At 66.4% G+C, this 11,533-nt stretch carries 12 protein-coding genes and 1 tRNA gene; 2 read left to right on the top strand and 11 right to left on the bottom strand.

Annotated elements, in window-relative coordinates:
* Positions 1-5 precede the first annotated feature (5 nt).
* Positions 6-2,225, bottom strand: a complete 2,220-nt coding sequence (locus tag AC1DMS_RS08820) for a rhodanese-like domain-containing protein (RefSeq protein ID WP_369664359.1) — start codon at positions 2,223-2,225, stop codon at positions 6-8.
* 186 nt (positions 2,226-2,411) lie between these two features.
* Between AC1DMS_RS08820 and AC1DMS_RS08825 the strand changes: the two genes are divergently transcribed.
* A complete protein-coding gene (locus AC1DMS_RS08825) occupies positions 2,412-3,380 on the top strand; it encodes a tripartite tricarboxylate transporter substrate binding protein (RefSeq protein WP_478180878.1) in 969 nt (322 codons plus the stop codon).
* Between the two features lie 29 nt (positions 3,381-3,409).
* On the opposite strand, the gene AC1DMS_RS08830 is transcribed toward AC1DMS_RS08825, so the two are convergent.
* Together AC1DMS_RS08830 and AC1DMS_RS08835 are read right to left on the bottom strand one after the other, a co-directional pair.
* A complete protein-coding gene (locus tag AC1DMS_RS08830; protein WP_150106756.1) occupies positions 3,410-3,811 on the bottom strand; it encodes a hypothetical protein in 402 nt (133 codons plus the stop codon).
* 187 nt (positions 3,812-3,998) lie between these two features.
* On the bottom strand, positions 3,999-4,547 hold the full coding sequence (locus AC1DMS_RS08835; protein ID WP_012747015.1) for a helix-turn-helix domain-containing protein: 549 nt from the start codon (positions 4,545-4,547) through the stop codon (positions 3,999-4,001).
* Between the two features lie 294 nt (positions 4,548-4,841).
* Here AC1DMS_RS08835 and AC1DMS_RS08840 point away from each other — a divergent pair, with 294 nt between their 5' ends.
* Positions 4,842-5,054 (top strand): helix-turn-helix domain-containing protein, encoded by a 213-nt coding sequence (locus tag AC1DMS_RS08840; protein ID WP_012747014.1) that lies wholly within the window; start codon positions 4,842-4,844, stop codon positions 5,052-5,054.
* A gap of 304 nt (positions 5,055-5,358) precedes the next feature.
* Here the strand turns inward: AC1DMS_RS08840 and AC1DMS_RS08845 are convergent.
* The 8 genes from AC1DMS_RS08845 to infC all read right to left on the bottom strand — a co-directional run bounded on the left by AC1DMS_RS08845 (position 5,359) and on the right by infC (position 11,436).
* Positions 5,359-5,435, bottom strand: a tRNA-Pro gene (locus AC1DMS_RS08845).
* 26 nt (positions 5,436-5,461) lie between these two features.
* A complete protein-coding gene (locus AC1DMS_RS08850; RefSeq protein WP_012747013.1) occupies positions 5,462-5,941 on the bottom strand; it encodes a MerR family transcriptional regulator in 480 nt (159 codons plus the stop codon).
* Positions 5,942-6,006: 65 nt separating this feature from the next.
* A complete protein-coding gene (locus AC1DMS_RS08855) occupies positions 6,007-6,378 on the bottom strand; it encodes an integration host factor subunit alpha (RefSeq protein ID WP_012747012.1) in 372 nt (123 codons plus the stop codon).
* Between the two features lie 5 nt (positions 6,379-6,383).
* Entirely contained in the window at positions 6,384-8,825 is a 2,442-nt protein-coding gene (gene pheT, locus AC1DMS_RS08860; RefSeq protein WP_012747011.1) for a phenylalanine--tRNA ligase subunit beta, read from the bottom strand.
* A gap of 42 nt (positions 8,826-8,867) precedes the next feature.
* Positions 8,868-9,944: a phenylalanine--tRNA ligase subunit alpha gene (gene pheS / locus AC1DMS_RS08865; RefSeq protein WP_062362120.1), complete on the bottom strand. Its 1,077-nt coding sequence runs from the start codon at positions 9,942-9,944 to the stop codon at positions 8,868-8,870.
* Between the two features lie 113 nt (positions 9,945-10,057).
* Positions 10,058-10,417, bottom strand: a complete 360-nt coding sequence (gene rplT, locus AC1DMS_RS08870; protein WP_012747009.1) for a 50S ribosomal protein L20 — start codon at positions 10,415-10,417, stop codon at positions 10,058-10,060.
* A 24-nt stretch (positions 10,418-10,441) separates the two neighbouring features.
* Entirely contained in the window at positions 10,442-10,645 is a 204-nt protein-coding gene (gene rpmI / locus AC1DMS_RS08875; protein WP_007832497.1) for a 50S ribosomal protein L35, read from the bottom strand.
* Between the two features lie 170 nt (positions 10,646-10,815).
* Positions 10,816-11,436, bottom strand: a complete 621-nt coding sequence (gene infC / locus AC1DMS_RS08880) for a translation initiation factor IF-3 (protein WP_080515731.1) — start codon at positions 11,434-11,436, stop codon at positions 10,816-10,818.
* Between the last annotated feature and the right edge of the window lie 97 nt (positions 11,437-11,533).

Consider the following 11,533-nt stretch of genomic DNA (forward strand, 5'->3'; position numbering starts at 1 on the left):
CCCGTTCAGGCCGAGGCCGGCTCGACAAGGCGGATGCCCACGTCGCCCTCGCGCTCGAGCTGCGCCACCAGGCCCACCTCCCAATCCAGGTACTGCTTGAAGCCGGCGTCGCGCCTGGCAAGGTCGGCGTGTGCGTAGGGGCTGTGCCCATGGTCGTCGTCGCCCGTCAGCACGCCCTCGGGCCCGCTGCCCGTGGGCAGCCGCGCGGCGGCCCAGGCCTGCGTGCCGCCCGCGAGCGCGTGGACCTCGCGGCCGATGCGCGCACCCAACTCCGCGGCCACGATGCGCGCGAGCACGCCGTCCGACGAGGTGAGCACGATTTGCTGCGATGCAGGCAGGTCGGCGATGAACTCCTGCAGCCGGTCGGGTACCGCGAAGCGCGCGCCTGCGACATGCCGGCGCTCGTAGGCCGAGCGGCGCTCCACGTCGAACACCACCGCCGTGCCGGCCTCGAGCGCGGCAGCGGCTTCGCGCGGCGCGATCTGCGGTGTGCCCGTGCGCAGCTGCAGCACGCGCACGGCTTCGGGGCCGAGCACCAGCACCGGCAAGGCCGGCGGTGAAAGCACGAACACCTCGTGGCCGCCCAATTGCGCGAGCCATGCGCCGGTGGTCAGCGCGCGCACGCCGTCCCAGTCGGCCAGCACGATGCGTGCGCCGCGGGTGCCCACGTATTCGTCGGTGGCCTGCACCAGCTGGCCGCCGGGCGCCCAGCGCCAGCCTTCGAGATGGCCGGCCTCGTATTCCTGGCGCGTGCGCACGTCGAAGCGGTAGAGCGAGCGCTCGCCGGCCTCGGCTTCGAAGCGCGCCAAGGTGGCTGTGTCGATGCGGCGCACGCCTGCGCGCGCCGCCACGCTCTCGGCTCGGGCGCGGGCCTGCTGCCGCGCGTGCGCGTCCGGCTCGGGCAGCGGCGCCGCGCGGCCATGGCTGAGCTTGCGGCCCGCCAGCAGCCAGGCCATGGTGCCGTCCTTGAGCGAGACCACCGGGTTGGGAATGCCCGCGTCGATGAGCGTCTGCGCGCCCACGATGCTGCGCGTGCGGCCGGCGCAGTTGACCACCACCAGCGTCTCGGGCCGGGGCGCGAGCGCCTGGATGCGGTAGACCAGCTCGGCACCCGGCAGGCTGTGGGCGAACGGCAGGCTGAAGTCGGCAAACTCCTCGGGCGTGCGACTGTCGACCACCACGATGTCGTCGCCGCGCTCCACGCGCTCGTGCAGTTCGTCGACCGAGATCCACGGCGTGTGCTTCCGGTGCTCGATGACTTCGCCGAAGGCCTTGCTCGGCACGTTGCTGCCGCTGAAGAGTTCATAGCCCGCGGCGGCCCACCCTTGCGTGCCGCCGGCCAGCACCGACACGTTGCGCCAGCCCAGGCGCACGAGCTTGGCGGCGGCCTGGTGCGCGAGCGATTCGTCGGCATCGGCCAGCACGATGCGGGTGCTGCGGCGCGGCACGAGGCGGTCGATCAGCACTTCCAGCCGCCACAGCGGCGCCGAGGCCGCAAGCAGGATGTGGCTGCGCACGAAGACGCCGGCCTCGCGCACGTCGAGCAGCGCGATCTCCTCGCCATCGGCCAGCGCGGCCTTCAGTGCCTGCGGCGTGATCGCCGGATGGCGGATGTTCTTCGGCGCCGCGAATTGGCGATAGCTGCCGCCCGCCGCGCCTTCGAACACCACGCGCTTGTCGAGCAGCTCGAGCGCGCGGCCGTAGAAGTGCAGGTGGCGCCCGTCCTGGCCGCCGACCAGCTCGATGGTGTGCACATCGTCGGGCAGCAGCACGACGACGCTTCCGGCAGCGACGTCGACGGTGCGCTGGTGTACCAGCGCATCGCGTGCGGGATCGCCCGTCTTCTCGCGGCGATAGAGCTCGTTGCGTTCGCTGCCCTCCACGCCGGCGATCACCGCCCAGGTCGTGTGGTCGTGCGGCGGCTGGGCCTTGCCTGCCACGCCGGCCGACAGGTACAGCGCGAAGCCGCCGTCGGTGTCCTCGGCCAGCCGGTAGACCTGCGCGGGGTGCTCGGCATCGACCGGGAAGTGAGCGGCCGGAAACAGTGCGCGGCGCTGCCCCAGCCGGACCAGCGCATCGGCCACGGGCTGCAGCGTGTCGTGGGAGGCGGCTGCGCCGGGAAGCAGCAGGCTTCGGACCTGCGCGAGGAAGGCTTCGACGGCGCGCGCGCGTTCACTGGCAACATCGTTTCCCGCGGTTTCGACAGACAGTTCGCTCAGGCTCATGGGGGGCGGCTTTCAGGCAAGAGAAGACAACAGGGCTGCGGACAGCCTACGCAGCCGGCCGCGCGCTCCCAACGAAGTTTTTCTTCTACGCATATCCGGATTGCTTCGTTGGCCGGCGCCGGGCGCGCCTCTAGATTGCGCCACCTGATGCAAATATTCTTCCTACCCCGCGTCCCACGTCGCGCCATGCTGCTGAGCGCGCTCGCATTTGCAGCCCTTCTTCACCCGTTCACCGCCGCCGCCGCCGACGAGGCGGCCGGATTCCCTTCGAAACCGGTACACATCGTGGTGCCCGTGGCCGCAGGCGGCAGCGCCGACAAGCTCACGCGCCTCATCGCCGAATGCCTGACCGAACGCTGGGGCCAGAACGTGGTGGTCGAGAACGTCGCGGGCGCCAGCGGCACCATCGGCGCCGCGCGCGTGGCCAAGGCCACGGCCGACGGCCACACGCTGCTGCAGCAGGGCGAGGGCCTGACGCTCAACGCCATTCTTTTCGAGCGCCTGCCCTACGACGGACAGAAGGCCTTCACGCCGGTGATCAAGGCGGTGGTCAATCCGCAGATCCTCGTGGTCAACCCGAAGACCGGCATCAACGACTTCCGCAGCTACCTGGCCCGCGCCAAGGCGCAGCCGCAGTCGATCAGCCTCGGCCTGCCGGGCAACGGCGGCATCGCGCACGTGGCGCACGAAATGATCGCGCAGGACACCGGCGCGCAGGTGAACTACATCCCCTACTCCGGCGGCGGCCCCGCGACCCTCGACGTGCTCGCGGGGCATGTGGACGCCACCCTGATCACGCTGGCCGCGGTGACCGACCATGTGCGCGCCGGCAAGCTGCGCGCGCTGGCCGTGACCACCGGCTACCGCTCGAGCGCCCTGCCCGACGTGCCGACCATGAGTGAAGCCGGCCTGCCCGGCTTTGCCGTGGAGAGCTGGCAGGGCTACTTCGCACCGGCCGGCACGCCCGCCGCAGTGGTGGCAAAGATCAACCGCGACATCCAGGCCGTGATCTCCGCGCCGGAAACCCAGGCGAAGCTGGAGGACATGGGCTTCAAGGTCGCAGGCGGCACGCCTTCCGACATGGCGCGCACGCTGTCGGCCGAACGATTGCGCTACGCGAAGACCATCCAGACGGCGGGCATCACGCTGCGCTGACAACACCGGCGTTGGCCTTGGCAACCAGCCTACCTGCTTGCGGTCAGGCGGACAGGAGGCTTTGTCCCCCCCACCTGGCGCCGGCAGTCGCCGGATTTCAGTGCATGCCCCTGGTCGCGATTCGCCAACTTCCCCAATGAAAAAGAGCGTCCGGAGGATGATTCCCGACGCGTGTGAAACCGATCGAAGATGCCTTGCAGCCCGCATGAGCACTGGCTTATGGAATGCTCCCGGTCCAAATCGGAGCTGTAGACCGCCTGCAGCTTGGCGAAGCGTTCCAGAGTGATATCTAGTTCTGCCGCCCGCGCGGTGAGTTCCTGGCGACGGTCAACTGCGGCACGCCGCTCGGCCGCGTTGTCATCCTGCACGGTCTGCAACTCGGCCGTGGTCATAGTCCCACTGGCTTCCATTTCCGCGAGCTGGGCGTCCACCTGCGTCCGGTCTGCCGGCGCGTCGCCCCCCATTTTCTGGGGCGGCAGCATCGACTACGTCGACTCGGCCGGCCCATCGCATCCCACGTGCGAAACCAGACGAGATGACTGTCGGCGGCGAAGCCTATCGGCGCGCGCATTGCATGCGCCCTATCAGTTGACGGTCAGGGAAATTGGCTCAGCAGGTTCAGCCACGCAATGTGAATACGACCGAGAGGTATGAGAGCGGCGTTTCAAGGATCGCTTCCACACCATGAGGCACGCTGGCCTCGAAAAGAAGCGAGTCGCCCTGCCCGACGTTCACGATTTTGCCGCCGTACCTGTACTGCGCGCGTCCCGAGATCACGTACAGGAACTTGATCCCCGGGTGCTGAAAACTGCTATAGGGCTCAGCCTGCGGCAGGAGCGTCACCAGATAGGGCTCAACGAACAAGTTGCCCGACAGCAAATGGCCAAGCAACTCATAGCGGTAGTCCTTCACCGCGCCAATACGGCCGACGACGATTCCGCGACCGGCCGGCACGAATGACCAGTCCGTACGGCGTGCGTGGTCGCAGAAGAATCGCGACAGCGGAACGTTCAGGCCGACAGCGATGCGGTTGAGTGTCTCCACGGAAGGAGACACGAGACCACGCTCGACGCGGGAAAGCAGCGAACCGGAGACGCCGCAACGGTGGGCCAGCTCGTTGCCGGAGATCCCGGCGGCCATCCGAAGCGCTTTTATCTGAAGCCCCAATTGCGCCGTGGACTCGCTCCGCGGAGGAACGGAAGGACGGCGGCGCGGGCGCGACAGCGCGACCGGGACGTGCGGCTTCCCTGCCGTTGGGAATGGCGAGGCTGGAGCTATCTTCCTCACGATAGCCAACGCACCCGGCGGGCAGGACAACTCGTCCGCGCATTCAGAGGGAAATTGGCGACTGTCTGCGGCATGGATTCAGCCCTCGAATCGTCCAAAAGTGATGATTAGTCTACATGATATGTGACGATAAGTCCGTGGTCAATTGGTCTACAAAGAAGCCCAATCGCGGCCGTGATTTCACTGTCCGTTCGATTCGGGAAACGTCTGCGGGAGCTCCGCAAAGAACGCGATCTTTCGCAAGAAGAATTCGCGGCTCACTGCGGCCTTGACCGTACCTACGTCAGTGGAATGGAACGCGGCGTGCGAAACCCCTCCCTCGCGGTGATCGAGACCCTGGCAGGCGCTTTGGGAATCCGCGTCGAGGAGTTGTTCAGAGGACTGTAGTTTCCAATGCGTCCGCCGCGCCCCGATGTACGCGCATAGGCTGCAGCGAGCAGCTCTCGAGGGTGGCTGTCTCACCTGCAAACGGTCGGCCGCATGCGCGTCGAGGGATTGGGCCCCGGGGACCGATGGGTCGCCACAACAGAGTAGCGGGCCACAGACTTCGGCATGAGGTGGCATTAGCCGATCGGCCAACGCCACTCTAGCTGCGCGGATCCACCGCATCAGGCAGTAGGCGGCAAGCAGGCGGACGCGGAAAAATGACGAAGGGGTTAGCAACTTCAACGCTGCTAACCCCTGTCAATATTGGTCGGTGTGAAAGGATTCGAACCTTCGACCCCTTGCACCCCATGCAAGTGCGCTACCAGGCTGCGCCACACACCGAAGCTCTCAATTATAGCCGGCTGAAATCACCGTCCGACGGTCAGCAGCTCACGAATTTCAAAAAGCTCGCGGCGCAGGTGCAGCAACTGCGACGGATCGACCGTGCGAGGCGCGGCCTTGGGCTCGGCCTCGGGGCCGGTCCTGTCTTCTTCCTGGTGGATGGCCGCATCGAATTCTTCCTGGTCGATCTCGACGGCCTCCATGCCCTCGAGCGGCACCACCCCGGCCTTGCGCCGGTCGCGTTCGCCCTGCACGAGTTCTTGCAGTTTGTTGCGCGCGCCGCTGATGGTGAAGCCCTGGTCGTAGAGCAGGTCGCGGATGCGGCGGATCATGAGCACCTCATGGTGCTGGTAGTAGCGCCGGTTGCCTCGCCGCTTCATGGGCCGCAGTTGCGTGAACTCCTGCTCCCAATAGCGCAGCACGTGCGGCTTGACGCCGCAAAGCTCGCCGACCTCACCAATGGTGAAGTAGCGTTTGACGGGAATGGGCGGGAGCGTTTTCTCCATTGAAATCAAGACCGTGCGCGGGAAACCTTAGAGATTACTCTACGCACGCGCCGGGCACCAAGCACTTATTCGGCGCCCAGGCTCCACTCGACCTCGGAAGTACCGCTCTGCTCGATGCTTCCGTGGATTTGTTCCTTGAGCTTGGCGCTCGCATGGAAGGTGGCGACGCGGCGCTCGCCGATGGGAATGGCCTCGCCGGTGCGCGGGTTGCGGCCCGGCCGCGGCGCCTTCACGCGGATCTGGAAGTTGCCGAAGCCCGAGATCTTGACGTCGGTGCCCTCGATCAGGCTGTTGGCGATGAGGTCGAAAAACGCCTCGACCATGTCCTTGGATTCGCGCTTGTTGAGGCCGATCTGCTCGAACAGCAGGTCGGCCAGGTGCGCCTTGGTGAGTGCGGGCGTTTCGAGGGCTTCGAGCGTGAATTCCGCGGCGTTCATTCTCATCAACCTCTCAGGCGTGCGCCGAGTCTGGCGCTCAGTTGTTCGACGATGGCGCGCACGGCGGGTTCCACCTGCTCGTCGGTCAGCGTGGCGCTGTCGTCCTGGAAGCTCAGGCGCACCGCCATGCTTTTTTCCCCTTGCGCCAGGCCGCCGGATGCCGGCGCCGCGCCGTCGCGCGCGGGTTGCGGACGGTAGATGTCGAACAGCGTGGCGTCGCGCAGCAGCCCCTGCCCCGCTGCCGCCGATTGGATGGCCTGCATCAACGCATTGTGCGTGACGGCTTCGGCCACCACCACCGCAATGTCGCGCTCCACGGCCTGGTGCTTGGGCACCGGCCGCGCCAGGGGCACGGGGCGCGCGGCAACCGCGTCGAGGTCGAGCTCGAACAGCACCGGCGCCAGTGCGAAGTCCCACTTCTGGCGCCAGCGCGGATGCAGTTCGCCGATGAAGCCGATGGCCTTGCCATCGACCAGCACGCGCGCCGAGCGGCCGGGGTGCAGGGCCGGGTGCTCGGCCAGCTCGAAGCTGGCCACCCGCGGCGCGAGCAGCGCTTCGACGTCGCCCTTGGCATCGTAGAAGTCGACGCGCTGCGGCTTGCCGTCCCAGCGCGCTTCTTCCGCATCGCCCCAGGCGAGGCCGGCCACGCGCATGGGCTGGTCGACGCCGCGCACGGTGCTGTCGGTGGTGGCCACGCTGTCGTCGCGCATGAACACGCGGCCCACTTCGAACACGCGCACGCGCGGCGCCTTGCGGTCGAGGTTGAACTTGAGCACCTGCAGCAGCGAGCCCAGCAGGGACGAGCGCATCACGCTCATCTGGCTGGCAATGGGGTTGAGGAGCCTCACCGGATTGGCATTGCCGGCCAGGTCCTGCTCCCAGTGCGCTTCGACAAAACTGAAGTTGATGGTTTCCTGGTAGCCGAGCGCGGCCAGGCTGCGGCGCACCGCGAAGCGGCTGCGCCGGGACTCGGGCCGCACGCGCGCGGTGATGGGCGCGAGCGGCGCATTGGTCGGCAGGTTGTTGAAGCCGATCAGGCGCGCAACCTCTTCGATCAGGTCTTCCTCGATCAAGAGGTCGAAGCGGTGCGGCGGCGGCGTGACGGTCAAGGTGCCCTCGCCTTCGCGCAGCGCAAAGCCGAGGCGGCGCAGCGCATCGGCGCATTGCGCCTGCGTGAGCGGCATGCCGATGACGCGCGCGGCACGCGCCACGCGCAGCGTGACGGGCATGGCCTCGGGCACGTTCAGGATCTTGTCGTCCATGGCGCCGGCCTGGCCGCCGCAGATCTCGATGATGAGCTGCGTGATGCGCTCGATGATTTCCACCGTGCGGCTCGGATCGACGCCGCGCTCGTAGCGGTGCCCCGCATCGGTCGAGAAGTTGAAGCGGCGCGAGCGGCCCTGGACGGCCTCGGGCCACCAGAACGCGGCCTCGACGTAGATGTTGCGCGTGTCGTCGGACACCGAGGTGGCATCGCCGCCCATGATGCCGGCGAGCGATTCGACCGCCTGGTCGTCGGCGATCACGCCGACCTTGTCGTCCACGCTGATCGTGTTGCCGTTCAGCAGCTTGAGCTGCTCGCCCGCCTTGCCCCAGCGCACCGTGAGGCCGCCGTGGATCTTGTCGAGGTCGAAGATGTGGCTGGGCTGGCCGTACTCGAACATGACGTAGTTCGAGATGTCGACCAGCGGCGTCACGCTGCGCTGGCCGCAGCGCGCCAGGCGCTCGACCATCCATGCGGGCGTGGCCACCTGGGTGTTCACGCCGCGCACGATGCGGCCCGAAAAACGGCCGCAGAGCTCGGGCGCTTCCACCTTGACCGGCAGCACGTCGGCAAACGATGCGGCCACCGGCGCGATGGCGGGCGTCTTGAGTGGCGCACCGGTCAGTGCCGCGAGCTCGCGCGCCACGCCGTACACGCTCAGGCCGTGCGCAAGGTTGGGCGTGAGCTTGAGCGTGAGCAGCGCGTCGTCGAGCTTGAGCATGTCGCGCACATCGGCACCAATGGGCGCGTCGGCATCGAGCTCGAGCAGGCCGCCGTGGTCTTCGCTGAGCTTGAGCTCGCGCGCCGAGCACAGCATGCCCTGGCTCTCGACGCCGCGCAGCTTGCCGAGCTTGATGAGAAAGGGCTTGCCGTCTTCACCGGGCGGCAGTTCGGCGCCGACCAGTGCGCAGGGCACCTTGATGCCGACGCGCGCATTGGGCGCGCCGCACACGATGTTGAGCAAGGCACCCTGCCCCGCGTCGACCTGGCACACACGCAGGCGGTCGGCATTGGGATGCTGCACGGCTTCCTTGATTTCGCCGACCACGATGCGGCTGAAGGGCGGCGCCACGGGGCGGCGCTCTTCGACCTCGAAGCCGCCCATGGTGAGCGTTTCGGCCAGTTCGGCGCTGCCAAGGGGCGGATTGCAGAACTCGCGCAGCCAGGATTCCGGGAATTGCATCTCTTCGATCTCGTATTCGGTTTTGTTTCTATGGACGGGTGCTTACTGGAACTGCGAGAGAAAGCGCAAGTCGCCGTCGAAGAACAGCCGCAGGTCGTTCACGCCGTAGCGCAGCATGGTGAGCCGGTCGGGGCCCATGCCAAAGGCAAAGCCGATGTAGCGCTCGGGGTCCAGCCCCATGTTGCGCACCACGTTCGGATGCACCTGGCCCGAACCCGCCACTTCGAGCCAGCGGCCGGCCAGCGGGCCGCTCGCAAACTGGATGTCGATCTCGGCGCTGGGCTCGGTGAACGGGAAGAAGCTCGGGCGGAAACGCAGCACGAGGTCGTCGCTCTCGAAGAAGGTGCGGCAGAAGTCGGTGAACACCACCTTCAGGTCCTTGAAGCTCACGTTCTCGCCGAGCCACAGGCCTTCGCACTGGTGGAACATCGGCGAGTGCGTGGCGTCGCTGTCGACGCGGTAGGTGCGGCCCGGCGCAATCACGCGGATCTCGGGCGCCTTGACGGTGCCGGTGGCGTCGGCCGCGGCCGCCGCGAATTCGGCGGCGTACTTCTTGATGTGCTGATGCGCATAGCGCACCTGCATCGGGCTGGTGTGCGGACGCAGGTTGTAGGGAATGCCGTCGTCGCCGTTGAGGTCGACGTAGAAGGTGTCCTGCATCGAGCGCGCCGGATGGTTCGGCGGGTTGTTGAGCGAGGTGAAGCTGTGCCAGTCGCTCTCGATCTCGGGGCCGTCGGCCACGTCGAAGCCCATGCTCGAGAAGATCTCCTCGATGCGCTCCAGCGTGCGGCTCACGGGGTGCAGGCCGCCCGGAATGCGGCGGCGTCCGGGCAGGCTCACGTCGAGCGCCTCGGCGCGCAGCTGCAGCGAAAGCTCTTCGTCGGCCAGCTGCTGGCGGCGGTCGGTCAGCGCGGCTTCGATCGCCTGCTTGGCCACGTTGATGGCGGCGCCGCGCGACTTCTTCTCGTCGACGCTGAGCGCGGCCATGCCCTTCATGAGCTCGGTGATGCGGCCCGACTTGCCGAGGAACTGGGCCTTGGCGTTTTCGAGCTCGGCGGGCGTTTTCGCTTCGGCGAAGGCGGCGCGGGCGGTGGCGACAAGGGAGTCCAACTCGTTCATAGCAACAAAAATTAGGCGGGGAAATAAAAAAAGAGCTGGAGCCTTTTCAAGCGCCAGCCCTTGTGCCGTGGGCGCAGGAAACCGCCCGAAGGCGGCACTCCTGCTGTGCAGAATCAAGCAGCCAGCTTGGCCTTGACCTGCTCCACGATGCCGGCAAAAGCGGCCTTGTCGTGCACTGCGATGTCCGCAAGCATCTTGCGGTCGATCTCGATCCCGGCCTTGCGGATGCCGTTGGCGAACTGGCTGTAGGTCAGGCCCAGTTCGCGCGAGGCGGCGTTGATACGCGCGATCCACAGTTGACGGAAAACGCGCTTCTTGGTGCGGCGGTCACGGTAGGCGTATTGCCCAGCCTTCATCACCGCCTGTTTGGCGATGCGGAAGACATTGCCGCGGCGACCGCGGAAACCCTTGGCGAGTGCGAGAACTTTCTTGTGGCGGGCGCGAGCCGTTACACCACGTTTGACGCGAGGCATGTGTGTACTCCTTGTTCGTCTGAGTTAAATGCCACGGCCGGGCAGCATGGCGGCGACAGAAACCATGTTGGTCTCATGCACTGCGACTGCACCACGCAGGTGACGTTTGTTCTTGGTGGTCTTCTTCGTCAAGATGTGACGCTTGAAGGCTTGACCGCGCTTGACGGTGCCACCGGGACGAACGCGGAAACGTTTTTTCGCGCTGCTCTTGGTCTTCATTTTGGGCATGTGAATGCTCCTTTAGTTTGTGCTCGTGAGGCGCCGCGGATACTCCACGGACTTGTTGGCCCCGAGACACTTCTTTATCCCGCCACTGCCTGCCCTTCTTGCGAAGCGCCGGCAGCGGCGAAATTCTTCATCAAACCCTGCTATCTCTACCCGCTGCCGTAGCAGCCTTTTCAGGCCGCCGCGGGCGCCGAAGCTTCCGAAGAAGCCGGCTTTGCGGCACCACCGCCGCCGCCCGGCTTCTTGCGGCCCGGCGCGATCATCATGATCATCTGCCGGCCTTCGAGCTTTGGAAACTGCTCCACGACGATCAGGTCGCCCAGCTCATCGCGGATCCGCTGCAGCAGCGCCAGACCGAGCTCCTGGTGCGTGATCTCGCGACCGCGGAAGCGCAGCGTGATCTTGCATTTGTCGCCCTCTTCAAGAAAGCGCTTGATGTTGCGCATCTTGATGTTGTAGTCGCCGTCGTCGGTACCGGGGCGGAACTTGATTTCCTTGACCTCGATGACCTTCTGCTTCGACTTGGCCTCGGCCGCCTTCTTCTGCTCGTGGTACTTGAACTTGCCGTACTCGATCAGACGGCACACGGGCGGATTGGCCGCGGCAACGACCTCTACCAGATCCACGTCAGCCTCACCGGCGAGGCGCAAGGCCTCGGAGAGACTCATAACACCCAATGGCTCGTTTTCCGGGCCTACAAGGCGGACTTCCGGGGCCATGATTTCCCGGTTCAGGCGGTGTTGGCGTTCCTCGCGGTGGCGGCGGTCGCGAAATGCAGTAGCGATGGTCAGAATCCTTCAAAAATTGCTACAAAATCTGTAGCGGACGCCGGGTCAGTCCTCGCGGACAAGCGGCATGATTTGGACGAGAAGCACATATGAGGGTGCTTCC

It is taken from the genome of Variovorax sp. 05T418, assembly GCF_056396385.1.

Coding starts and splice junctions, on each gene's coding strand:
- AC1DMS_RS08820 (WP_369664359.1), bottom strand. CDS start 2,225: ATGAGCCTGAGCGAACTGTCTGTCGAAACCGCGGGAAACGATGTTGCC.
- AC1DMS_RS08825 (WP_478180878.1), top strand. CDS start 2,412: ATGCTGCTGAGCGCGCTCGCATTTGCAGCCCTTCTTCACCCGTTCACC.
- AC1DMS_RS08850 (WP_012747013.1), bottom strand. CDS start 5,941: ATGGAGAAAACGCTCCCGCCCATTCCCGTCAAACGCTACTTCACCATT.
- AC1DMS_RS08855 (WP_012747012.1), bottom strand. CDS start 6,378: ATGAACGCCGCGGAATTCACGCTCGAAGCCCTCGAAACGCCCGCACTC.
- pheT (WP_012747011.1), bottom strand. CDS start 8,825: ATGCAATTCCCGGAATCCTGGCTGCGCGAGTTCTGCAATCCGCCCCTT.
- pheS (WP_062362120.1), bottom strand. CDS start 9,944: ATGAACGAGTTGGACTCCCTTGTCGCCACCGCCCGCGCCGCCTTCGCC.
- rplT (WP_012747009.1), bottom strand. CDS start 10,417: ATGCCTCGCGTCAAACGTGGTGTAACGGCTCGCGCCCGCCACAAGAAA.
- rpmI (WP_007832497.1), bottom strand. CDS start 10,645: ATGCCCAAAATGAAGACCAAGAGCAGCGCGAAAAAACGTTTCCGCGTT.